Annotated in this window: 21 protein-coding genes and 2 pseudogenes; 12 read left to right on the top strand and 11 right to left on the bottom strand. The window is 66.0% G+C overall.

Features of this window, described 5'->3' with window-relative positions; genetic code table 11:
• The first annotated feature begins 92 nt into the window (after positions 1–92).
• The 9 genes from clpK to ABD104_RS06535 all read left to right on the top strand — a co-directional run bounded on the left by clpK (position 93) and on the right by ABD104_RS06535 (position 10733).
• The gene (gene clpK / locus ABD104_RS06575) at positions 93–2942 is read left to right on the top strand and encodes a heat shock survival AAA family ATPase ClpK (RefSeq protein WP_132979862.1); all 2850 of its coding nucleotides are present in this window, start codon (positions 93–95) and stop codon (positions 2940–2942) included.
• 15 nt (positions 2943–2957) lie between these two features.
• Entirely contained in the window at positions 2958–4388 is a 1431-nt protein-coding gene (cls, locus tag ABD104_RS06570; protein ID WP_343927289.1) for a cardiolipin synthase, read from the top strand.
• 27 nt (positions 4389–4415) lie between these two features.
• Positions 4416–6296: an ATP-dependent zinc metalloprotease FtsH gene (gene ftsH / locus ABD104_RS06565; protein ID WP_343927288.1), complete on the top strand. Its 1881-nt coding sequence runs from the start codon at positions 4416–4418 to the stop codon at positions 6294–6296.
• Positions 6293–6733: a heat resistance system thioredoxin Trx-GI gene (gene trx-GI / locus ABD104_RS06560; protein ID WP_132979865.1), complete on the top strand. Its 441-nt coding sequence runs from the start codon at positions 6293–6295 to the stop codon at positions 6731–6733. The genes ftsH and trx-GI overlap by 4 nt, the downstream gene beginning before the upstream one ends.
• Positions 6734–6736: 3 nt before the next feature.
• Positions 6737–6979, top strand: a complete 243-nt coding sequence (locus tag ABD104_RS06555) for a hypothetical protein (RefSeq protein ID WP_207958649.1) — start codon at positions 6737–6739, stop codon at positions 6977–6979.
• Positions 6976–7470: a phosphate-starvation-inducible PsiE family protein gene (locus tag ABD104_RS06550; protein ID WP_132979866.1), complete on the top strand. Its 495-nt coding sequence runs from the start codon at positions 6976–6978 to the stop codon at positions 7468–7470. The genes ABD104_RS06555 and ABD104_RS06550 overlap by 4 nt, the downstream gene beginning before the upstream one ends.
• On the top strand, positions 7451–8416 hold the full coding sequence (locus ABD104_RS06545; protein ID WP_132979867.1) for a zinc metalloprotease HtpX: 966 nt from the start codon (positions 7451–7453) through the stop codon (positions 8414–8416). Before ABD104_RS06550 ends, ABD104_RS06545 begins: the two co-directional genes overlap by 20 nt.
• A 24-nt stretch (positions 8417–8440) precedes the next feature.
• Entirely contained in the window at positions 8441–9592 is a 1152-nt protein-coding gene (locus ABD104_RS06540) for a S1C family serine protease (RefSeq protein ID WP_132979868.1), read from the top strand.
• Positions 9593–9824: 232 nt separating this feature from the next.
• The gene (locus tag ABD104_RS06535) at positions 9825–10733 is read left to right on the top strand and encodes a LysR family transcriptional regulator (protein ID WP_132979869.1); all 909 of its coding nucleotides are present in this window, start codon (positions 9825–9827) and stop codon (positions 10731–10733) included.
• Between the two features lie 175 nt (positions 10734–10908).
• Here the strand turns inward: ABD104_RS06535 and ABD104_RS06530 are convergent, their stop codons facing one another.
• The 3 genes and pseudogenes from ABD104_RS06530 to ABD104_RS30305 all read right to left on the bottom strand — a co-directional run bounded on the left by ABD104_RS06530 (position 10909) and on the right by ABD104_RS30305 (position 11574).
• Positions 10909–11052 (bottom strand): hypothetical protein, encoded by a 144-nt coding sequence (locus ABD104_RS06530; RefSeq protein WP_243724544.1) that lies wholly within the window; start codon positions 11050–11052, stop codon positions 10909–10911.
• Between the two features lie 74 nt (positions 11053–11126).
• A pseudogene (locus tag ABD104_RS30310) lies at positions 11127–11318 on the bottom strand (HipA domain-containing protein); the annotation flags it as partial.
• Positions 11319–11361: 43 nt separating this feature from the next.
• A complete protein-coding gene (locus ABD104_RS30305) occupies positions 11362–11574 on the bottom strand; it encodes a hypothetical protein (RefSeq protein WP_425543315.1) in 213 nt (70 codons plus the stop codon).
• Positions 11575–11600: 26 nt separating this feature from the next.
• On the opposite strand from ABD104_RS30305, the pseudogene ABD104_RS06520 reads away from it, so the two are divergent.
• Positions 11601–11807, top strand: a pseudogene (locus ABD104_RS06520) (alpha/beta fold hydrolase); the annotation flags it as partial.
• A gap of 15 nt (positions 11808–11822) precedes the next feature.
• Here the strand turns inward: ABD104_RS06520 and ABD104_RS06515 are convergent.
• The 4 genes from ABD104_RS06515 to ABD104_RS06500 are packed head-to-tail and all read right to left on the bottom strand — an operon-like array spanning position 11823 to position 15474.
• Positions 11823–13025, bottom strand: coding sequence for a mandelate racemase/muconate lactonizing enzyme family protein (locus ABD104_RS06515; RefSeq protein WP_343927287.1), 1203 nt, complete (start codon positions 13023–13025; stop codon positions 11823–11825).
• Complete coding sequence (locus ABD104_RS06510; RefSeq protein ID WP_132979871.1) at positions 13012–13689, bottom strand: RraA family protein; 678 nt, start codon at positions 13687–13689, stop codon at positions 13012–13014. The genes ABD104_RS06515 and ABD104_RS06510 overlap by 14 nt, the downstream gene beginning before the upstream one ends.
• Positions 13690–13705: 16 nt before the next feature.
• Complete coding sequence (locus tag ABD104_RS06505; protein ID WP_087837836.1) at positions 13706–14491, bottom strand: SDR family oxidoreductase; 786 nt, start codon at positions 14489–14491, stop codon at positions 13706–13708.
• Positions 14492–14493: 2 nt separating this feature from the next.
• The gene (locus tag ABD104_RS06500; RefSeq protein ID WP_165963172.1) at positions 14494–15474 is read right to left on the bottom strand and encodes a Bug family tripartite tricarboxylate transporter substrate binding protein; all 981 of its coding nucleotides are present in this window, start codon (positions 15472–15474) and stop codon (positions 14494–14496) included.
• Between the two features lie 101 nt (positions 15475–15575).
• Between ABD104_RS06500 and ABD104_RS06495 the strand changes: the two genes are divergently transcribed.
• A complete protein-coding gene (locus tag ABD104_RS06495) occupies positions 15576–16499 on the top strand; it encodes a LysR family transcriptional regulator (protein ID WP_132979873.1) in 924 nt (307 codons plus the stop codon).
• A 42-nt stretch (positions 16500–16541) separates the two neighbouring features.
• Complete coding sequence (locus ABD104_RS06490; protein ID WP_087837833.1) at positions 16542–17285, top strand: IclR family transcriptional regulator; 744 nt, start codon at positions 16542–16544, stop codon at positions 17283–17285.
• 24 nt (positions 17286–17309) lie between these two features.
• Here the strand turns inward: ABD104_RS06490 and ABD104_RS06485 are convergent, their stop codons facing one another.
• The 4 genes from ABD104_RS06485 to ABD104_RS06470 are packed head-to-tail and all read right to left on the bottom strand — an operon-like array spanning position 17310 to position 20963.
• The gene (locus ABD104_RS06485; protein WP_343927286.1) at positions 17310–18305 is read right to left on the bottom strand and encodes a Bug family tripartite tricarboxylate transporter substrate binding protein; all 996 of its coding nucleotides are present in this window, start codon (positions 18303–18305) and stop codon (positions 17310–17312) included.
• Positions 18306–18349: 44 nt separating this feature from the next.
• Positions 18350–19963, bottom strand: a complete 1614-nt coding sequence (locus tag ABD104_RS06480) for a rhodanese-like domain-containing protein (protein WP_343927285.1) — start codon at positions 19961–19963, stop codon at positions 18350–18352.
• A 30-nt stretch (positions 19964–19993) separates the two neighbouring features.
• Positions 19994–20545 (bottom strand): cupin domain-containing protein, encoded by a 552-nt coding sequence (locus ABD104_RS06475; RefSeq protein WP_087837830.1) that lies wholly within the window; start codon positions 20543–20545, stop codon positions 19994–19996.
• Between the two features lie 10 nt (positions 20546–20555).
• On the bottom strand, positions 20556–20963 hold the full coding sequence (locus ABD104_RS06470; protein WP_087837829.1) for a VOC family protein: 408 nt from the start codon (positions 20961–20963) through the stop codon (positions 20556–20558).
• Positions 20964–21315 lie beyond the last annotated feature (352 nt).

Genomic DNA, 21315 nt, shown 5'->3' with positions numbered 1-21315 from the left:
GCGGGGCAGCGCGTTTTTCTCAAAAACCACAAAGAGATGAGGCACCGTGATCGGCGGTGCCTCGTCAGATCAATCTTTACAGGAGCATCAGCATGGCCAGAAAACAATGCCAAGTCTGCGGCCAGCCCGCCACGGTGCGGGTGGAAGCCAATCTCAATGGTCGCCACAGCACCATGCTGTTGTGTGACGATCACTATCGCCAACTGGTGCGCCAGCAAAAGCGCACCGTCTCACCGCTGGAAGCCTTGTTCGGCTCGCGCAGCGGGCTGTTCGAAGACTTCCTTGGCAGCGACTTCTTCCGCATCGGTGACGACGCACCGCCCATGGCGGCCGATACCGACGAGGTCGTCGATGCCTCGTTCGGCGAACCCGCCCCGGCCGGTACGGGCACCGCGCGCCGTCGCGGCAGTGGGCTCGCCAGCCGTATCAGCGAACAGTCCGAGGCCCTATTGCAGGAGGCCGCCCGACACGCTGCAGAGTTCGGGCGCGCCGAAGTCGATACCGAACACCTGCTGCTGGCGCTATCCGACAGCGACGTGGTCAAGACCATCCTGGGGCAGTTCAAGATCAAGGTCGATGACCTCAAGCGCCAGATCGAATCCGAAGCCAAGCGCGGCGATAAGCCGTTCGAGGGCGAGATCGGCGTGTCGCCCCGGGTCAAGGACGCGCTCAGCCGTGCTTTCGTGGCCTCCAACGAGCTCGGCCACTCTTATGTCGGGCCGGAGCATTTCCTGATCGGGCTCGCCGAGGAAGGCGAAGGTTTGGCGGCCAACCTGCTGCGCCGTTACGGCCTCACGCCGCAAGCGCTGCGCCAGCAGGTAGGCAAGGTGGTCGGCAAAGGGGCCGAGGATGGCCGCGCCGAGACGCCGACCAACACGCCGGAACTCGACAAGTATTCGCGCGACCTCACCAAGATGGCGCGCGAGGGCAAGCTCGATCCGGTCATCGGCCGCGCGCAGGAGATCGAGACGACCATCGAAGTGCTGGCCCGGCGCAAGAAGAACAACCCGGTGCTGATCGGCGAGCCCGGCGTCGGCAAGACCGCCATCGTCGAAGGGCTGGCGCAGCGCATGGTCGCCGGCGAAGTGCCCGAGACGCTGCGCGACAAGCGCCTGGTGGAACTCAACATCAATGCCATGGTGGCCGGCGCCAAGTACCGCGGCGAGTTCGAGGAGCGCGTGCAGAAGGTGCTCAAGGAAGTGACCGAGCACCAGGGGGAGCTGATTCTCTTCATCGACGAGGTGCACACCATCGTCGGTGCCGGCCAGGGTGGCGGCGAAGGCGGGCTGGACGTGGCCAACGTGTTCAAGCCGATGATGGCGCGCGGCGAACTGAACCTGATCGGCGCCACCACGCTCAACGAGTATCAGAAGTACATCGAGAAGGACGCCGCGCTGGAGCGTCGCTTCCAGCCGGTGATGGTGCCCGAGCCGACCGTGGCGCAGACCATGATGATCCTGCGCGGCCTGCGCGACACCTTCGAGGCGCACCACAAGGTCAGCATCACCGAGGATGCGATCATCGCCGCCGCCGAGTTGTCGGACCGCTACATCACCGCGCGCTTTTTGCCGGACAAGGCCATCGACCTGCTCGACCAGGCTGCCGCACGCGTGAAGCTGTCGGCCACGGCCCGCCCGGTGGCGGTGCAGGAGCTGGAGTCCGAACTGCACCAGCTGCGGCGTGAGCAGGACTATGTGGCCTCGCGCAAGCAATACGACAAGGCCGCCGAGCTGGGCAAGCACATCGAGGCCAAAGAGGCCGAACTCAAGAAGCTTGTCGAGGAATGGGAACGCGAGCGCGCCTCGGGCAGTGCCGAAGTCAAAGCCGAGCATGTCGCGCAGATCGTCTCGCGCCTGACCGGCATTCCGGTCAACGAGCTGACGGTGGAAGAACGCGAGAAGCTGCTGCATCTGGAGCAGCGGCTGCACGAGCGCCTCGTGGGCCAGGACGAAGCGGTGCGCGCGGTGGCCGATGCCGTGCGGTTGTCGCGCGCGGGCCTGCGCGAAGGCAGCAAGCCGGTGGCGACTTTTCTGTTCCTCGGGCCGACCGGCGTGGGCAAGACCGAGCTCGCCAAGGCGCTGGCCGAGTCCATCTATGGCGATGAAGGTGCGCTGCTGCGCATCGACATGTCCGAGTACGGGGAACGCCATACCGTGGCACGCCTGGTGGGGGCGCCTCCGGGTTACGTCGGCTACGACGAGGGTGGCCAGCTCACCGAGAAGGTGCGGCGCAAACCCTACAGCGTGTTGCTGCTGGACGAGATCGAGAAGGCTCACCCCGACGTCTACAACATCCTGCTGCAGGTGTTCGACGACGGGCGGCTCACCGACGGCAAGGGCCGGGTGGTGGATTTCACCAATACCATCATCATCGCCACCTCGAACTTGGGCTCGGACATCATCCAGCGTCGGCTGAAGGCCCGTGGCGCCGCCGGCGAGGAATACGAGAAGACCAAGTCCGAGGTGATGGACGTGCTGCGCGGACACTTCCGCCCCGAGTTCCTCAACCGCATCGACGAGATCATCGTCTTCCATGCGCTGGGCAGGGAGGAGATCCGCCATATCGTCGGCCTGCAACTCGATCGTGTGGCCCGCAACGCCGCCAGCCAGGGCGTGACGCTGACCTTCGATCAGACCTTGATCGATCACTTCGCGGAGGAAGGCTACAAACCCGAGTTCGGCGCGCGCGAGCTCAAGCGGCTGATCCGCAGCGAGCTGGAAACCGCGCTGGCACGCGAGATGCTCGGTGGTGGCATCGGCAAGGCCGATCACGCCAGCGCCCGTTGGGATGACAAGGCCGAACGGGTGGTCTTCGAGCGCAAGGAGCCGCCCGCGAAGCCGGCCGAGCATGAGAAGCCCGTTGCCGCGAACGTGGCCGAGGCGCCGCCGAGCGACGAGAGCAAGCCTGCGCGCAAGAAGAAGTCAGCGGGCGGCGAATCTTGAGCGATGGGGGCTGTCGTGTCCGACCCCAACGGGCTGACATGGGCAGCCACCCTCGTGTCGCTCGCGGTCGATATCCCCACAGCGGGGCACGCGGTCATCTACAAGCGTGACCCTCGATCGGCCACGCTGTGGGTGCTGCTGATCGCGCTGTTGCCGCTGGGCGGTTCGCTGCTGTATGGGCTGTTCGGCATCAACCGTTACCAGCGGCGGGCGCGGCGGCTCTTCCCGGGGGCAGATCCTGCTGTTCGGCAGGACCTCTCGCCCACGGTGCCCGAGCCCGTATCGCCGCCGCTTGCCGGCCTGGCGCACCTGGTGGGACGCGCCACCGGCCAGTCGCTGACCAGCGGCAACCGCATCGAGCCGCTCATCGATGGCGAGCAGGCCTACCCGGCCATGCTCGCTGCCATCGAATCGGCGCGGCACAGCGTCGCGCTGGCTTCGTACATCTTCGACGGCCAAGGCATCGGGGCGCAGTTCGTCGATGCGCTGAGCCGGGCTCATGCGCGCGGCGTGCAAGTGCGGGTGCTGATCGACGACGTGTATGCCCGCTGGACGCCCCGCAGCGCCTACCGCGCCTTGCAGCGCGCCGGCGTGCCGGCGGCGACGTTCAACCCGACGTTGATTCCCGCGCGCCTGCATGGCGCGCATCTGCGCAATCACCGCAAGCTGCTGGTGATCGATGGCAAGACGGGTTTTACCGGCGGCATGAACATCTTCAGCCCGTATTGGCGGCCCGATGCGCCGGGCCAGGCCTGTCACGATTTACACTTTCGTCTGCGCGGGCCGGTGGTAGAGCATCTGATGCGGAGCTTCACCGATGATTGGTGCGATACCACGGGCGAGCGGCTCAGCAAGGGTTTCTGGCGCGAATCTCCCGCAATGGCTGATGAGCAAGGAACCTCTTGGGCGCGCGGCATCGAGGCCGGTCCCGATGAGGCCCTGGACCGGATGCGCTGGACCTTCATGGGCGCTTTGAGCGCGGCGAAGCATTCGGTGCGCATCTGGACACCTTACTTCGTCCCCGATCAGCCGATGATCGCGGCGCTAAGCACGGCTGCGTTGCGCGGCGTGCGTGTCGACGTGCTGACGCCTGCGAACGGTGACCATCCCACGGTGCAATGGGCCGCGCGCGCCCACTACTGGCAGGCGCTGGAGCACGGTGTGCGCATCTTCGAACGGCCTGGCCCGTTCGACCACAGCAAGCTGATGCTGGTAGACGGAGCGTGGTGCTGCCTGGGTTCGGCCAATTGGGATGCGCGCAGTTTGCGCCTGAACTTCGAGTTCAATGTGGAGGTGTACGACACCGCGTTGTCTACGCGGCTGTCATCCCTTTTTGATGCCGCCCGTGATGCGGCGGACGAGATATCGGCGATGGCGTTGCGCGCCCGCCCGCTGGCCATCCGCTTGCGCGACGGGGTGGCCCGTCTGTTCACCCCCATTCTCTAGCGACACGACTTGCGAGGAACATTGCCCATGGAAAAGAAAGATCAATGGAACATTGGCTACTGGATCGTCGCCGGCCTGTTGCTGCTGACGCTGCAGAACTACTGGCAGGCGGCCAAGACCGTCGAGCCCGTGCCCTACAGCGAATTCGAGAAGGCGCTGGCCGAGGGGCGCGTCGCCGAAGTGCTGGTGTCGGACCGCACGGTCACCGGGCGCCTGAAATCGCCGGACAGCCGGGGCAAGACCACCATCGTGGCCACCCGCGTCGAACCCGACCTGGCCGAGCAGCTGTCGAAATACGATGTGTCCTACGCGCGAGTGGTGGAAAGCACCTGGCTGCGTGATGTGCTCTCCTGGATTCTGCCGGCCGTGGCCTTCTTCGGCGTCTGGTTCTTCCTGTTCCGCCGCTTCGCCGAGAAGCAGGGCATGGGTGGTTTCCTGAGCATCGGCAAGAGTCGCGCCAAGGTGTTCATGGAGAAGAACATGGGCGTCACCTTCGCCGATGTCGCGGGCGTCGACGAAGCCAAGGCCGAACTGGTCGAGATCGTCGACTTTCTGAAGAACCCGCATGACTACGGTCGTCTCGGGGCGCGCATCCCGAAAGGTGTGCTGCTGGTAGGGCCACCCGGCACCGGCAAGACCTTGCTCGCCAAAGCCGTCGCGGGCGAAGCCGGGGTGCCATTCTTTTCCATCTCCGGCTCGGAGTTCGTCGAGATGTTCGTCGGCGTGGGGGCGGCGCGCGTGCGCGACCTGTTCGAGCAGGCCCGCGCGCAGGCGCCGGCCATCATCTTCATCGACGAACTCGACGCGCTGGGCCGTGCGCGCGGCGTCGGAGGCCCCATCAGCGGCCACGACGAGCGCGAGCAAACGCTCAACCAGCTCCTGACCGAGATGGATGGTTTCGACAGTTCAGTGGGGCTCATCATTCTCGCCGCCACCAACCGGCCTGAAATTCTCGATCAGGCGCTTTTGCGCGCCGGTCGCTTCGACCGCCAGGTGCTGGTGGACCGCCCCGATAAGAAAGGCCGTCTCGATATCCTGAAGGTGCACGTCAAGAAGGTTACCCTGGCCAGTGATGTCGATCTCGAACAAGTCGCGGCGTTGACGACCGGCTTTTCTGGTGCCGACCTAGCCAACCTGGTTAACGAAGCGGCGCTGGCTGCCACCCGGCGCAAGGCCCGTGCGGTCGAGCTGCAGGACTTCACTGCAGCGATCGAGCGCATCGTCGCCGGCTTGGAGAAGCGCAACCGTGTCCTCAACCCGAAGGAGCGCGAGACGGTGGCCTATCACGAGATGGGCCATGCCTTGGTGGCGCTGGCGCTACCAGGCACAGACCCGGTACACAAGATATCGATCATTCCGCGCGGCATCGGCGCACTGGGCTACACGCTGCAACGCCCCACCGAGGACCGGTTCCTGATGACGCGCGCCGATCTGGAGCACAAGATCGCCGTACTGTTGGGCGGGCGCGCCGCAGAGAAGTTGGTGTTTGGCGAACTGTCGACCGGTGCCGCAGACGATCTGGCGCGGGCCACCGACATCGCGCGCGACATGATCACCCGCTTTGGCATGGACGAGGGGCTCGGCTACATCGCGTTTGAGGCGCAGCGGCCGCGTTTTCTCGACGTCCCCGAGCTGGCTCAAGGTGGTTGCCGGGTGGCGGAATCCACCCAGGCGCGCATCGATCAGGCGATCCGCGACATCGTGATGGGCGTGTTCGAGCGCGCCTACCGGATTCTCGATACCAACCGCGCGGTGCTGGAGCGCTGCGCGCGCGAACTGCTGGCGCGGGAAACCCTGGACGAAAACGGCATCCGTCAGCTGACCCAGGGGCTGAAGTCCGAATCCCGCGAGTCGGCGCCCCCCCAGTCCGAAACCTCACTCTCTACATCCCAAGGGGCCACACCATGAGCGAACACCTTCACATCGTCTGCCCGCATTGCCAGTCCATCAACCGTGTGCCGGCCGCCAAGCTCGCGGATCAACCTAACTGTGGCCGCTGCCAGCAGCCCTTGTTCATGGGCGAGCCCATCGAGTTGACCACGGCGACATTCGGGCGCCACGTGGAGCGCAGCGATCTTCCTTTGCTTGTCGATTTCTGGGCGCCGTGGTGCGGGCCTTGCAAGATGATGGCACCGCAGTTTCAGCAAGCGGCGCGCCAGCTCGAACCCAGGATCAGGCTGGCGAAGGTGAACACCGAGGCTGAGCCGCACCTGGCCGCGCAGTTCGGTATCCGCAGCATTCCGACGCTGGCCCTGTTCCAAGGTGGGCGGGAGATCGGGCGTCAGGCGGGCGCCATGGGCGCGCAGGACATCGTGCGCTGGGCAAAGGCGCAGGTTGGGCGCTGATCGATGCAGAGCCTGCTGAGCGTCACGCTGATATTGCTAGTGGGGTGCAGTGTGGCGGCCGTGGTGACGGCTGCGTTCAGAGTACCCACCTTGCTGGGTTATCAGCAGTCCTTTGCCGCAGCCCTTGGGCTGACGGAACAGGTAATGTCGGCGCTGGACATGCCGGCCGAGATAGTCGAACGAAACATCAGTGCAATGCGCCATCGTCCCGACAGCGGCAATTTCGCAGGGAGTCCATCTTCATGAAATCAACACGCCTCAACCCACTTCAGGTCTTGCGTGACCAATGGGCCATCATGAGTTTTTACGAGCGCTTTGAGCGGGTCATCGCGCTCGTGCTGTCGGCGGTGATTGCCGTCATCATCGTGGTGTCGCTTCTCCAGCTCATCTCTATCGTCTTCACGCTGCTGGTCCTCGATGCCTTCAATCCCCTGGACCACAAGGTGTTCCAGAGCGTGTTCGGCATGATCATGACGCTTTTGATTGCGATGGAGTTCAAGCATTCCATCGTGCGCGTGGCGCTGCGTCGGGACAGCATCATCCAGGTCAAGACCGTGATCCTCATCGGCCTGATCGCGCTGGCACGCAAGTTCGTGGTCCTTGACCCCGACACGAGTCCCGCCAAAATCGCCGCGCTGGCAGGCGCCACACTGGCGCTTGGTACCACTTACTGGCTGCTGCGCGATCGCGACGACCGCGTCGCCGAGACATCTGGGCATGAATCGTCATCATCCTAGTGACCTGCGCGCTGCGTGGTTGCAACATCGCTGGCTCAACCGCTTGCAGACCGGGCTGCTGGCCCTGACCCTGGTCGGGATCGCGTCCGCTACGGGGAGCCTGCTGTTCGGCGAAGGCGGCTCTTGGCTCGCGCTGTCTGCAGTTGCAGGCGCGCTGCTGCTGGAGCCGGCAGCCGCGTCGGCGCTGACCCTGCGCCTGTATCGCGCGCGGGCACTGCACCCGCACGAAGCCCCCGAGATTTGGGCCATGTTGCGCGAACTGTCCGCCCGTGCCGGTTTGTCCGCCACGCCGGTGCCGCACTACGTGCCCAGTGCCGTCGTCAACGCCTTCGCTATCGGCTCGAAGCAGCATGCATCGATCGCCCTCACCGATGGCCTGCTGCGCAACCTGAGTCCGCGCGAACTGGCGGGCGTGCTCGCGCACGAGGTCGCGCACATCGCCAATGAGGATCTGCGTGTCATGGGGCTGGCGGATTCCGTCAGTCGCCTCACGAGCCTGCTGGCGATGGTCGGACAGATCGCTATTGTGTTCAGCTTGCCCGCACTGCTGGCCGGCGCGGTGGCGGTCAATTGGCCTGGACTGCTTCTGCTGGCCGCCTCGCCCCAGCTGGCCCTGCTCGCACAGCTCGGTTTGTCTCGCGTGCGTGAGTTCGACGCCGACCGCCTCGCGGCGGAACTGACCGGCGACCCGCAAGGGCTGGCGTCCGCGCTGGCGAAGATCGAGCGGGTCAGCCGCTCCTGGCGTGCCTGGCTGTGGCCGGGATGGGGCAATCCCGAGCCTTCCTGGTTGCGCACCCATCCGGCAACGCAAGATCGTATCTCACGCCTGCTGACGTTGGCGCCTGGACCAGCAACAGCCTTGCCGTTTCACGCGCCCCATTTCTTGCCGGAATCCGCTGTGACGCCGCGCCCGCCGCGCTGGCGCCCGAGCGGGCTATGGCGCTGATTGCCTATCAACAGGAGACTTCTCATGGCCTACCCTAACCCGTATCCACGCCCCGCACCGGATCCCTTCATCCGGCGCTGGCTCTTCATCACCGCCTGCATTGCTGCGCTCATGCTGCTGTGGCAGTTCCTGCCCGCCATCGAGGCATGGTTCAGTCCGCGCGAGGCGGCAGAGCGCACCGTGACGGCGCGCGGCGACTTGGCGGCGGACGAAAAGGCCACCATCGAACTGTTCGAAAAATCACGCGCCTCGGTGGTCTACATAACCACCGCGCAGCTGGTGCGCGACGTCTGGACGCGCAATGTCTTCTCCGTGCCCCGTGGCACGGGATCGGGCTTCATTTGGGACGACGCCGGCCATGTCGTCACCAACTTCCACGTCATCCAGGGCGCGTCCGAAGCCACCGTCAAGCTTGCCGACGGCCGCGACTACCAGGCCGCGCTGGTGGGGGCGAGCCCAGCGCACGACATCGCCGTACTCAAGATCGGCGTCGGCTTCAAACGCCCGCCTGCCGTGCCTGTCGGCACCAGCACCGACCTCAAGGTGGGACAGAAGGTGTTTGCTATCGGCAACCCCTTTGGCCTGGACTGGACGCTCACCACCGGCATCGTCTCCGCGCTCGACCGCTCGTTACCGGGAGAAGCGGGCGGCCCGACAATTGATCACCTGGTCCAGACCGACGCCGCCATTAACCCCGGCAACTCGGGCGGCCCCCTGCTCGATTCGGCAGGGCGGCTTATCGGCATCAACACGGCGATCTACAGTCCCTCCGGCGCCTCGGCCGGGATCGGTTTTGCCGTGCCGGTGGACACCGTCATGCGGGTAGTGCCGCAACTCATCAAGTCCGGTAAGTACATCCGTCCGGCGCTGGGCATTGAGGTGGACGAACAGCTCAATCAGCGCCTGCTGGCGCTGACTGGAAGCAAGGGCGTGTTCGTGTTGCGTGTTACCCCTGGTTCGGCAGCGCACAAGGCCGGCCTCGTGGGTGTCGAAGTCACGCCGCAAGGCATCGTGCCGGGCGACCGCATCATCGATGTTGATGGCAAGGCGACGGACGATGTGGCCAAGCTGCTCGCGCGGCTAGACGACAGGAAGGTCGGCGATGTGGTGGTCTTGTCAGTGGAACGGGCCGGCAAATCGCGCGAGGTGCGTGTGGAGCTGCAACCCGGCAATTGATTGAACTGAACCTGTGGATCAGGCGGTAGTGCAGCGTCGCGGCGATTGAGGTTCTCAGGTCTTCGGCCAGGTAGCGTTCCGCCTCAACCTCCGTAATTTTCGGATGCGATCTGCCTATCCGAATAGGCAAGCATGCGACGCCGGAACCTCTTGCCAATCATCGAAGGAGAAAGCGAGGCGCAATCCGCATGAGGTGGACGCAGGCCAGGAACGAGGCAAACAGGAGGCCGCATTGGAACTCAGACTACTGCGCTATTTCGTTGCGGTCGCGGAAGAACTGCATTTCGCGCGAGCGGCCGAGCGCCTTGGCGTAGAACAATCGCCTGTGTCGCGCGCAATGCGCAATCTCGAAGCCACGCTCGGCGTGCAGTTGTTCGACCGCAGCGCGCACCAGACGCGACTGACCTGGGCCGGTCAAGTGTTCCTCGGTGAGTGCCGGCGTGTGCTGGCCACCGTGGAGCAGGCGGTGAGTGCCGCAAAGGCGGCGGCGCAGGGCTATCAGGGTTATCTGCGCATCGCCATCTGCGACAGCTTGGCGCAGCCCCACATTGCCACCTTGCTGGCGCGCAGCCGCGAGGAAGAGCCCGAACTGGAGATTCGCGTCTTCGAGCTGCCTTTCGCGCAGCAGCTCAAGGGCCCGCACAACGATCTGCTGGACATCGGCTTTGCGCTGTCGGACGCGGTGAGCGAAGGCCTTGTCGCCGAGCCCGTGTGGACCGATCCTCTGTCGGTGATCGTGCCCGTGCGCCACCCCTTGTTGGCGCACGCGGAAGTGCCATTGGATGAAGCCTTGAAGTTTCCGTTGGTACTGTGCCATCCGGACGCGGGATCGGGCTGCCACCACCAGATCCAGGCGGTGCTTCAAGGTGCGTCCAAGCCGCTCAAGCTGGTAGATCAGGTGACGAGCCTAGGCGTGATGCTGACTCTGGTCGGTGCCGGTTATGGCCTAGGTTTCGCCATTGCCTCGCAGGTGCAGACCCTGAACCGCCCCGACATAACCGTTCGCCCCTTGGCCGGCACGCCGCCCATGCTGTCCACCTACCTGCTGCGCCGCAGCGCCGAACGCTCTGAGCCCATGAAGCGGTTTCTGCAGCGCGCCCGCGAGGAGTTCCTGCCAAAGGGAGATGAACCGGCCTCGTGACGTTGAGCGCTCGGGTACATTGTCTACTGCTGGCTGTCCATGGCTCGCACTGGACTTGCTCGGAGCGCGCGTTGACCAAGCGTGGTTTTTCAGTCCATAATTATGTCCATCTCGGTTCGCCGAGTGCGGAAAACTCGTTATCAATCAACGAGTTGGGAACGCGATGATGTTCCCTTCACCCGCTCCAGTCTTTCAGGCCGTCACTGCCCTTCCGATCACGGGGCACGTCGATGCGGATCGGATCGTCCTGCAATTGCAATGCGGCACCGAGGACATAGGAATCTCCCTTTTCAATGCCCCAGCAGCGCAGCCGTAGCATCCATCTGTTTCAGACAGCCAGGTCTTGGATTCCCGTTCCTTGTCCGGAAAAGGGTTGACGTCGAAGGCGGGCGCAAGACGCCACAGTCCATGCGCTACATGAAGGAAACCATGGTTCTGCAAGTGGTCGTCTACGTTCGTAATCAACAAGTTGAATACAAGGCGACGCCATAGCTGGCGCAAATCCCGGGCAGGTTCATGACCGTGGGAACGGATGGCATCCGCGATTTCCGTGTAGCTGCGATCTTCCTCACGCGAAGCCTGCAACAACGATGCGGCTGACTGGTATGGAATACGGCCATCGGCGCCGTCACGATCGCAAGTCTTCGGCCGTCTCCTGCCCGCGCTCGACAGCGCGGCTGGCTTGATAGATGTGTTCGAGCTCGATCAACGGTGGGGTAGTGCGTCGGCCTTCGGGCACTGTTCGATGCCAGGCCCCGTCCGGGCCGTGCAGGCGCAGCGCGCCGATGCGACTGAAGTCATCGACCGCCAATAGATAGTCCAACTCCGTCAATGCAGCCAATTTGGGATCGGTTCGGCGCCCGGCAATACCTGGCGGACCACCAGCCGCCCACATTGATTGTCTGGGGGCCGCAGGACCACTACATGCCTGAAGCCTCCGCCCGTGCCTATCTGCGCGACTTGCCGGATGCCGAACTCCACCTGCTGGACGGCGGCCATTGGTTGCTGGAAACGCATCTGGACGAAGTGGTCGCGCTGATACGGGGGTTCCTGCAACGGGTGCAGGCGGCCTGATCGGCCGATACCGCTTCAGGTGAACGCTACACCCGCCGCCGCGATGCTGAAGCTGTCCCGGACATGGGCGGAAATGCCGGCGACGTCCAGGCCGACGCCTATGCCGGGCGCGTCCGGCAGCGTGATCGATCCCCGGGCGATCCAGCCCGCGTAGCTGGCGCTGGCTCGCAAGGGGTTGTCGTTCACATCGAGTTCCAGGTAGCCCCGTCCGCCCACGGCGGCCAATACGTGGGCGGATGTCATCGCGGCGATGTGGGTCCCGAACGAATGAGGGCAGAACAGGCCGCCGCGGCGTTCCACCTCCCGCCCGAGGCGTAATGCCTGCGAGACGCCGCCCCACTTCGCCACGTCGGGCTGGACCACGCCGAGCCAGGCGGACGCGCGCGAGAACTCCGCTGCGCTGAACAGGTTCTCGCCGCCCGCCAGCGCTGTCGCGGCAACCTCGCGCAGCCGCATCCAGTCGTCGTCGGCGCAGTCTGGCCGGATCGGCTCTTCTATCCATTCCAGTTCGACCTCCCGGAGTTCGCGCACGGCGGCGAGGGCGGACCGCGGGGTCCAGCCGCAGTTCGCGTCGATCATCATGCGCTCGGACGGCATGAGCCGGCGACGCTGGTCCGCCAGCAGGGGCAGGGTACGGGCATCGTCGAAACCCGCCTTGAACTTGAAGGCGCGGTGCCCCTGGGACCTCAGGCGGTCCAGGACCGCCTCGGAGGCGTCGGGCGCGATGCCGCTGGCGTAGCAGCGCAGGGTGGGGCTGCCGGTCCCCAGCAGCGCATGGAGCGGAAGGCCTGCCACCCTTGCGCGCAAGTCCCAGAGCGCGCTGTCCAGTCCGGCCAGGACTTGCGAGACGGGACCGCGTTCGCCCGCCAGGATTTCCACGGGTGCCAGCCGCGTCGCCAGTGTCCGCACGCAGGCCGGAATGTCGCGCACGAGCTGCCCCGCCAGAAAGGGGGCGACGAATTCGCGCAGCAGCGCGAGGCGGTGCAGGGCGCCGGCCGCCGGCATCCCGCACCAGATTTCTCCCCACCCGACGTGGCCGGTCTCGTCTTCGAGCGCGACCAGCAGGGCGCCTCGCTCCCGGCGAGCGCCGAAAGACGAGACGACGGCGGGCGTGGGGGCGAGGCAGGCGTAGGCGGAGATCTTCTTTACCCGGAACGCGAAGGGCGCTTGCCGGTCCGCCGGCAGGATGCGGCCCTCGTCCGCGCTAGACGTGTCCATACTTCTCCAGGGCGGCGGACAGCGACAGGCCGTTGGCGAGTTCCTGCCGGATGCGGGCCTCCTGTTCGGTCAGGCGCTCGGCCTCGACCAGCACCTTCTCGGCGTGGGCCGCGGGGATGACGATGGCGCCGTCGGCATCGGCCAGGATGAAGTCGCCGGGGGACACGGCGACCAGGTTGCCCGTGGCCCCGGCCAGGTAGACCTTCTCCTGCCAGCCTGTGACGCGCCAGCGGCCGATGGACTGGACCGGCGTGCGGTAGGTGGCGAAGATGGGGAATTGCATGGCGTTGAGCCAGTGCAGGTCCCGGATGCCGCCGTCGATCAGGGCGCCGACGCAGCCGCGTTCCTTCATGCCTATGGCGATGAGTTCGCCGAAATAGCAGATGCCGCGGCCGTCTCCGCTCCAGACGCTGACCTCGTCGTCCGAGATTTCCTGGCACGCCCGCATTTTCTGCGCGTCGCCCCCCTGGGGGCCGGGCACCATCTGGCCGCGGATGGTGAAGGCCCAGCCGGCCAGCTTGCCGGTGCCGCTCAGTTGGCGGAATTCCGGCGCCAGGCCCTGATCGAACAGGCCCAGTTCGTCGAGCACGTCCGCCACGTTGGCCGTGTCGACCTTGGCATAGCGCTCGCGCAGGGTGCGGCGTTGCTCTTTCATCATGGTCATGAATCTGCTCCTTGGTCTAGATGCTGGGAATCAGGCCGCCGTCCACGCGCAGGACGCTGCCGGTGATGTAGCTGGCCCGCGCGCTGGCCAGGAAGGCGACCGCGTCCGCGTATTCGCCAGGGTCGCCATAGCGGCCGGCGGGGATGCTGGCGAGGCTGGCCGCCGACACCTGGTCCGTCGAGAGGCCCGAGGCGGCGGCCCGGGCCTGGTCGAGGGCGGCCACGCGAGAAGTGGCGATGCGTCCGGGGACGGTTACGTTGACCGTCACGCCGTCGCGAGCGACTTCGTTGGCCAGCGACTTGGACCAGCCGACCAGGCTCAGGCGCAGCGCGTTCGAGACGGCCAGATTGGCGATGGGAGCGACCACGCCCGACGACGTGGAGGTAATGACCCGGCCCCATCCGCGTTCGCGCATGCCCGGCACGATGCGCCGGGACAGCGACATCAGCGCCAGCACCATGGCGTCGAAATGGCGGCGCCAGTCGTCGTCGGGAACCTCCAGGGTCGAGGAGGGCTTCGGCCCTCCGGAGTTGTTGACCAGGATGTCGACGGGACCGAGGGCCGATTCCAGCCTCGCGAGCTTCTCGTCGTGCTGGTCGAGCCGGCCGAGATCCCATTGCAGCGCGACGGCTTCTCCACCTCGTTCGGCGATGCCGGATGCCACCGCCTGCGCCGCCTCCAGATTGAGATCGGCCACCGCCACGCGGCAGCCTTCGCGGCTCAAGGCCTGCGCGATGGCGCCTCCCAGGCCGCCTCCGCCACCCAGGACCAAAGCGACTTTGTCCGCGATTCCAAGATCCATGCTCAACGCTCCAATTGCAATGCCGGTGCGTGATCCACCGTCTTTTTCCACATGGCCGATTCGGCCATCCACAATTTCTGGAACTCCACGGGCGATGCCTCGCCGGGCAAAAAGCCGGCGGCGGCGATCTTCCGCACCAGTTCGGGGTTCTTCAGCGCCTTGGCCACCGCCGCGGCGATCCGGTCCAGCCTGTCCGCGGGCAGGTCCCTGGCGGCGAAGAGGCCGGCCCAGGTCGTCACCACGAATCCAGGAAGGCCGGACTCGGCCACCGTGGGGACGTTCGGCGCGAGTTCGAACCTGGCGGGTCCCGTCATGGCGATTCGGCGCGCCCTGCCCGTGGCAACCACCGACTCGGTGGATGGAATGGTTTCGAACAGCATGTCCGCGTCGCCGGAGGCTACCGCCAGTGCGGCGGCGGGGCTGCCGTTGAAGGAGACCGTATAGATGTCGACGCCGGCGGCTTGCTTGAAGCGTTCGGCCGACACATGGGAGGCGCTGCCGGGAGCGGCGTAGGCCGCCGTCAGCTTGCCGGGCGCCTTTCTGGCCGCGGCGATGACGTCGCTGACCGAACGCAGGCCCGAGGCGTTGCTGACGATCAGGCTGAAGTCGGTTCTATAGATCTGGCCCACCGCGACGAACGACGTCGGAAACGCGCCGGCCTGCCTGGGATAGACGTGCGGGCTGACCGACATGGTGCTTTGCGGGGCGATCAGGAAGGTGTAGCCGTCGGCCTGCGCCTTGAGTACTTCCCGCGCGGCCAGGATGCCGTTCACGCCGGGTTTGTTCTCGACCACCACGGGCTGCTTGAGGTCTTCCGCCAGGAAATGTCCCAGCAGGCGCGCGCCGATGTCCGGCGTCGAGCCGGGAGGCGTGGCGACGACCAGGCGGATGGGCCGGTCGGGATAGGTCTGCGCGGAGGCGGCGCAGGGAAGGGCGCTCAGCAAGAGCAGGCCCCATGCCGGGGGCAGAGATCGGGAGCCCATGAATTCTCCAGGCGGGTTCGTTGCACGGCGGTGACGTGGGGTTGACTGTAAGATGCCGGGGGTAATGCGTCCAATATCTTTGAGCTGCATGGTGATACACGATGGATATACCCTCGGCCTTGCCCGATCTGCGGGTGCTACGCCAGTTCGTGGCGGTGGCGGAGTCCGGAAGCTTCCGGCGTGCCGCCGACATGCTCCACATGTCGCAGCCGCCTCTGAGCGTGGCGATGCACAAGCTGGAGGCCCAGCTGGACGTGCGGTTGTTCGAGCGTTCTCCCGTCGGGATCAGCTTGACGGAGGCGGGAGCGGTCCTGCTCAAGGAGGCAACGTTGCTGCTGGCCCAGGCGCGGCGGTCCGTCGAGTTGACCCAGGCGACGGCCCGCGGCGAACTGGGCGAGGTACGGGTCGCCTTCATCACCTCGGCGATGGTGAGTTTCCTGCCCGAGGTGCTGGGCCGCTTTTCCGAGGAGTATCCGGACGTCCGGTTGCGCCTGGTCGAGGGGGTGTCGGTGGACGTGGCCGGCCTGGTATCGAGCGGCCGCGCCGACGTCGGCCTGCTGAGTCCGCCGGTGGAGCTGGCCGCGGGGGTGGACGGCGAAACCGTCCTGGTCGACCGGCTGTGCGCCGTGCTGCCCGATGACCATCCCCTCGCGTCGCGGCGTTCGATTCCGTTATCGGCGCTGGCGCGCGAGCGGTTCGTCTCCTATTCCGCCGACCGGGTCCCCGCTTTCCATCAACGGATCGTCGGGGCCTGCATCGAAGCGGGCTTCCAGCCCAACATCGTCCAGGAGGCGGCGCACATCTACACGATCATGGCGCTGGTCGCCGGACGCCTGGGCGTCGCGCTGATTCCGGGGTCGGCGGCGGCGAGCGGGCATCGCGGCGTGGTCCGGGTGCCGATCGCGGGGAACAGCCGGCTGCTGGAAACGCGTATCGACGTCGTCCATCCGCGTAGCGGAGCATCGGCCGCCGTGGCCAACTTCCTGTCGCACTGCCGGCGGTCGAGCGGAGTGTCTTTGCTATGATCAGCCGCGCAAGGCCGGTACCCACGAAAATCTAGACCGCGAATGGATAAGACAGTCATCAAAGCCTTCCAGGTGTTCGAGCGCCTGTGCCAGCACGACGGGCCGGTGAGCCTGTCCGAGCTGACCCGCGAGACCGGGCTTCAGAAAAGCAACGTCCACCGCCTGCTCAACACGCTGATGCACCTGGGCTATGTCTGCCAGGCACCGGATGCGAGCTACATGCCCACGCTCAAGACCTGGACTCTGGGTAACAGCGTGCGGGAACGTTACAACGTGGCATCGCTGGCCCGGCCGGCCCTGGTGGCCCTGCGCGACGAGTTGGGCGAGACCTCGTATCTGGCCGCCCTGGACCGGGACAGCATCGTGTATCTGGACGTGGTCGAGGGTACGCATCGCATCCGGGTGAATGCGAAGACGGGTGGGCAGGCGCCCATGCATGCGACGGCTTCGGGCAAGGTGTTGCTGGCGTTTTCGTCCGGATCCGTGCTGGATTCGCTGGCCGAGCCGTATCCCCGCTTCGGTCCCAACACGCCGACCACGCGGGCCGAGCTGGAGAAGATCATGGCGAAGGTCCGGCGCGACGGCTACGCGGTCAACAACGAAGAGTGGGCCGAGGGGGTGATGGGTATTTCCGTGCCGATTCGCGATGCCGGGGGCGAGTGCGTGGCGGCGATAGGGGTGACGGGCCTGGCCGTGCGGTTGGCCAAGGCGCCGCCCAAGCGGATCATCGCGTTGCTGCAGGAGCACGCGCGGGCGATATCGGCGACGCTGGGCTTTTCCGGCTGAACGGGAAAGCCTTTTCTTTCCGGGTCAGTTGGACGCGGCGAGCTTGCCATCCACGATGACCTTGTTCCAGTAGGCGGTTTCGGACGCCATGAATTTCGCGAAGGTGGGCGGATCGCTGAAGTCCACCGGCATGCCCGCGGCATTGAAGCGTTCGATCACGGCGGGTTCCGACAGTACCTTCTTCAAGACGCTGCTGTAGCGCTGGACGATGGCCGGCGGCATGCCGGCGGGCCCCGCCAGTCCCATCCAGCCCGACCAGTCGATCTCGCCGAAGCCTTGCTCGCCCAGTGTGGGAATGTCGGGAAGGTCTTTCGAGCGTTCTTTCGAGGTGACGGCCAGTACGCGCATCTGTTTGCTCTGGATGTAGGGCATGACCTTGCTGGGAAAGCCGACCACCATGTCTATCTGTCCGCCCAGCGCATCCTGCAGCGCGGGCGCGGCGCCTTTGTAGGGCACGTTGAGCAGTTCGAAATTGCCCAGGCGCTGGAGCTGGAGCATGACCAGGCTGCCCTGCGTACCCTGCGAGACGCCATAGCTGGCGCTTCGGGGCTTGGCCCTGGCGGCTTCGGCGACGTCGCGGAAGGTCTGGTAGGGCCGCTGCGCGTTGACGCCGATGGCCATGGGCGCGCGCGTGACCAGGCCGATGGGGGTGAAGTCTTCCAGCGGGCGATAGCCGGCATCCTTCATCAGACTGGGCACGATGGTGTGGGCGTCCATGATCAGGCTGATGGTGTAGCCGTCGGGCTCCGCCCGGCGGACGAAGTTGGCGCCCAGCGCGCCGCTGGCGCCGCCGCGGTTGTCGACGATGACGGGCTGGCCGAGTTCGTTCGCCATTTCGTTCGAGAAGGCGCGCGCCATCTGGTCGACCGGACCGCCCGCGGGGTAGGCGACGATGAGTTTGATGGGCTTGGCCGGTTTCCACGTGGCGTCCGCGGCCAGGGTGGTGGGCAGGCCGCCGGCGCAGGACAGTGCGAGCGCCGTGAGGCCAAGGACGGGCTTGCCGAGTCTTTGCTGTGTCATGAGATGTCTCCGGTTTTCTTATCGTTTGCGAACGGCGCGCGGCCTCAGGTGGGCCGCTGCAGCGCATAGGCCTGGAAGTTCAGGCTGCCGTCCAGGCGGGCCTGTTCCAGCAGGTCGACTTCCCACGACAGGTATTCGTCCATGGCTTGGCGGGTCTGGGTCGACCTTTCGAAGGGGCGCAGCCAGACGTCTTCGGGTTCCACCGACCAGTGTTGTTCGTCGCTGGTCAACGGCAGGCCGGCCGCGGACCAGGCCGCGATCCCGCCCGCCAGGTAGTGGACAGGCTTTCTGGTAAGGGCCTGTGCCTCGGCCAGGGCGAAACCCGAGACGCGGCCGTCCTCGCAGGTCAGCAGGTAGCCCGCGCTGCCGGCATGGGCATTCAGGGCCGCATCCAGGTGGCTGCGCGAGGCGAACACGGCGCCCGGCACGTGGCGCCGCTTGTAGTGGCGGCTCCAGGACAGGTCCAGCACCGTCACGTCCATGGCCTGCATGTAGGCCTGGGCCTCGGCGGCGTCCAATCCCGGGCTGGCCGGCGTCGGCAGCGGAGCCGGCCGCGTCGCGAGCAGGGCGGCCATGTCGCGGACCCGGTGCGGCGGTGCCACGTAGACGTCGCGCCATCCCATGCACCGCAGCCAGGCTCCCGTCATCAGCGCCCGCGTGTGCTCCGGATCGAGCAGGACAATGCGCGATTGCAGGGTGCCGACATAGAGATCGGTTGCCTGTACCAGTTGACCGCCGGGGGCGGACAGCGTGCCGGGCAGCGGATCCCGCGCGGCTTCATCGGGCGTGCGTACGTCCAGCGCATAGAGCGTGCGCGCCTCGCGCTCGTCCAGCCATTGGTGGAGCATGGGCAGGTCGGCCTCGCGTACGCCGGCGGCGTCGGCAAAGCGCTGCGCGGCCATGCGCGAGGCCTGCGCGGCTTGAGGCGAGGGCGCGGCCAGGCGGCGTTCCGCGCCGGTTTCCACCGCCAGCCCCGCCAGGCGCCATCCCATGGTGCCGTTGCGCAAGGCAACGACGTGTTGCGGCAGGCCGGCGTTGATGATGGATTGCGCCCCCAGGATGCTGCGGGTGCGGCCGGCGCAGTTGACTACCACCAGCGTGTCGTCGTTCACGATGGCCTCGGGAACGCGGAACGCCAGTTCCGCGCCCGGCGCGCTGGTGGATGTGGGGATGGTCTCGGCGGTGTAGTCGTCATAGGGACGCGAGTCGAATACCTTCACGTTGGCACGGGCGTCGAGCAGGCGCTGCAGTTCCTTCGCGTCTATCGAGGGCGTGCGATAGGCATGCTCGACGAATTCGCCGAAGGCCTTGCTGGGTACGTTGACGCCGCTGAAGACCGGCAGGCTGGCCCGGGCCCAGCCCTCGATCCCGCCTTCCAGGGCGGAGACGTCCGTATAGCCGAGGCTGGCCAGCCGCCCGCGCGCCCGTTGGTTCAGCGCCGCGTCGGCGCACAGCACGATGGGCGTCGATCGGCGGGGTATGCGCTGCGGCATCAGCACCTCCAGCCGGGACAGCGCGATGCAGCGCGCCTGCAGCAGGTGTCTGCGGGAGAAGGGAAGTTCTTCGCGAACGTCGACCAGGGCGAGTTCCCCGTCGCGCCGCAGGCGCGCCCGCAATTCGGCGGGGGTCACGATCCGTTCCTGTCCTGGCATGTTCATGTCGGTTGTTCCATGGTGCGGGGCGCCACGTCAGCTCGCCCGCTGCGGAGTCATGCGGGTGACCGTTCCCGTCTCGAGATCGAACATGTCGCGATGGAAGGCGTCCAGGTCGCGTCCGGTGACGCGCGCGAACACGGCCTGGTCGGGGTAGTCGATCGCGTGGATGGCGCCTTGCGGGAACAGCCGGGCCTGCCCCGGTTCCAGCCGGAAGGACTCGGTCGGCGTCAGGTCGGCGCGGCCGGGCTGCCGGCCGTCGTCGACGCGCCGGTAGTTGGTGATATCCACCCACCGGGTGACCTGGCCATAGATCGCCCAGGATTCGCCATGGTCGTGGGGCGGGGACTTGCGCGCCGCCTTGTTCAGGTGGACCAGGACCTCGAAACCGAGTTCGGGGTCGGTATGGACGCGGTACAGCTTGCGTTCGAGCTCCGGCGCGCAGTACTTGTCGACGAAGGCCGGCGATTGCAGCAGCCGTTCGAAATCGGCGCAGACGCGCTCCTGGCCGGCGCGGCCGGGATCCTGGCGCAGGGTCGCGCGGGTGTTCTCGCAGAACTGTTCGAGCGTGTAGGGATGATTCGGCATGGGGTTCTCCTTACACGATCTGCGGCAGGCACCAGACGCGCTCGGCGTGCTCGCGCGTGACGATGTCGAACACGATGCCGTTCGGGTCGCGGTACTTGCGCTCGGTGGCCGGGCCCTTGCCCACGCCGTTGATCTGGCCGTGGTACTGAGCGCCGGCGCCCAGTACCCGGTCCGCGGCGTTTTCCATCTCGTCGATCAGGAAGCCCATGTGATGAAGGCCCTCGCGTTCTTCCGCGTTGGGATTCTTGGTCGAGCTGATGATGGCCAGGCTGACCACGCCGTCGGACATCATGACGGCGACGTTGGACTGGCGCACGCGGAACATGCCGAATGCCTGTTCGTAGAAGCGTGCGGTTTCTTCGATGTCCTTCACCGAAAGGGAGATGTGGCGGAGCTTGCCAAGCAGGGGTTGAGTCATGGTGGGGTGGTCCTTGTCATGTGTACCGAGTGCATCCGCCGGCCCGGCACCGCGTAAATTCCAAATGTTGGACCGATTGTTCTAAAATATTAATTGTCTGCTTAGACCAGGGTCAAGCCCGAAAAACTCATGCAGAAGTACCCGGGCGCGTCCGGGGCGGCGACACAAGGGGGCGTCCATCGGCGCGGGTTCACGGACAGGGACATCGTCATGCCCATGACCTAGGGAAAGTCCTAGCGTGTCGCTCGCGAAGCGGGATTCGACGCGGCGGAAGCGAGATGCTCCAGAGAATTTCCCAGAAATATCAATGGTTTGGTATCGATGACGCGCCTCATGTCTGGCCGGAATTGGC

This window comes from Pigmentiphaga daeguensis (genome assembly GCF_039523035.1).
In the GTDB taxonomy this organism is placed as follows: Bacteria; Pseudomonadota; Gammaproteobacteria; order Burkholderiales; family Burkholderiaceae_B; genus Pigmentiphaga; species Pigmentiphaga daeguensis.
This window is presented reverse-complemented; position numbering and strand designations above follow the sequence as displayed.

Excerpts from the sequence above, each read along its gene's own strand:
- ABD104_RS06470 (WP_087837829.1), bottom strand. The coding sequence starts at position 20,963 with ATGACTCAACCCCTGCTTGGCAAGCTCCGCCACATCTCCCTTTCGGTG.
- clpK (WP_132979862.1), top strand. The coding sequence starts at position 93 with ATGGCCAGAAAACAATGCCAAGTCTGCGGCCAGCCCGCCACGGTGCGG.
- ABD104_RS06490 (WP_087837833.1), top strand. The coding sequence starts at position 16,542 with ATGGATAAGACAGTCATCAAAGCCTTCCAGGTGTTCGAGCGCCTGTGC.
- ABD104_RS06550 (WP_132979866.1), top strand. The coding sequence starts at position 6,976 with ATGAAATCAACACGCCTCAACCCACTTCAGGTCTTGCGTGACCAATGG.
- ABD104_RS06510 (WP_132979871.1), bottom strand. The coding sequence starts at position 13,689 with ATGACCATGATGAAAGAGCAACGCCGCACCCTGCGCGAGCGCTATGCC.
- ABD104_RS06475 (WP_087837830.1), bottom strand. The coding sequence starts at position 20,545 with ATGCCGAATCATCCCTACACGCTCGAACAGTTCTGCGAGAACACCCGC.
- ABD104_RS06495 (WP_132979873.1), top strand. The coding sequence starts at position 15,576 with ATGGATATACCCTCGGCCTTGCCCGATCTGCGGGTGCTACGCCAGTTC.
- ABD104_RS06545 (WP_132979867.1), top strand. The coding sequence starts at position 7,451 with ATGAATCGTCATCATCCTAGTGACCTGCGCGCTGCGTGGTTGCAACAT.
- ABD104_RS06505 (WP_087837836.1), bottom strand. The coding sequence starts at position 14,491 with ATGGATCTTGGAATCGCGGACAAAGTCGCTTTGGTCCTGGGTGGCGGA.
- ABD104_RS06540 (WP_132979868.1), top strand. The coding sequence starts at position 8,441 with ATGGCCTACCCTAACCCGTATCCACGCCCCGCACCGGATCCCTTCATC.
- ABD104_RS06515 (WP_343927287.1), bottom strand. The coding sequence starts at position 13,025 with ATGGACACGTCTAGCGCGGACGAGGGCCGCATCCTGCCGGCGGACCGG.
- ftsH (WP_343927288.1), top strand. The coding sequence starts at position 4,416 with ATGGAAAAGAAAGATCAATGGAACATTGGCTACTGGATCGTCGCCGGC.
- trx-GI (WP_132979865.1), top strand. The coding sequence starts at position 6,293 with ATGAGCGAACACCTTCACATCGTCTGCCCGCATTGCCAGTCCATCAAC.
- ABD104_RS06500 (WP_165963172.1), bottom strand. The coding sequence starts at position 15,474 with ATGGGCTCCCGATCTCTGCCCCCGGCATGGGGCCTGCTCTTGCTGAGC.
- ABD104_RS06555 (WP_207958649.1), top strand. The coding sequence starts at position 6,737 with ATGCAGAGCCTGCTGAGCGTCACGCTGATATTGCTAGTGGGGTGCAGT.
- ABD104_RS06480 (WP_343927285.1), bottom strand. The coding sequence starts at position 19,963 with ATGAACATGCCAGGACAGGAACGGATCGTGACCCCCGCCGAATTGCGG.
- ABD104_RS06530 (WP_243724544.1), bottom strand. The coding sequence starts at position 11,052 with ATGCTACGGCTGCGCTGCTGGGGCATTGAAAAGGGAGATTCCTATGTC.
- ABD104_RS06485 (WP_343927286.1), bottom strand. The coding sequence starts at position 18,305 with ATGACACAGCAAAGACTCGGCAAGCCCGTCCTTGGCCTCACGGCGCTC.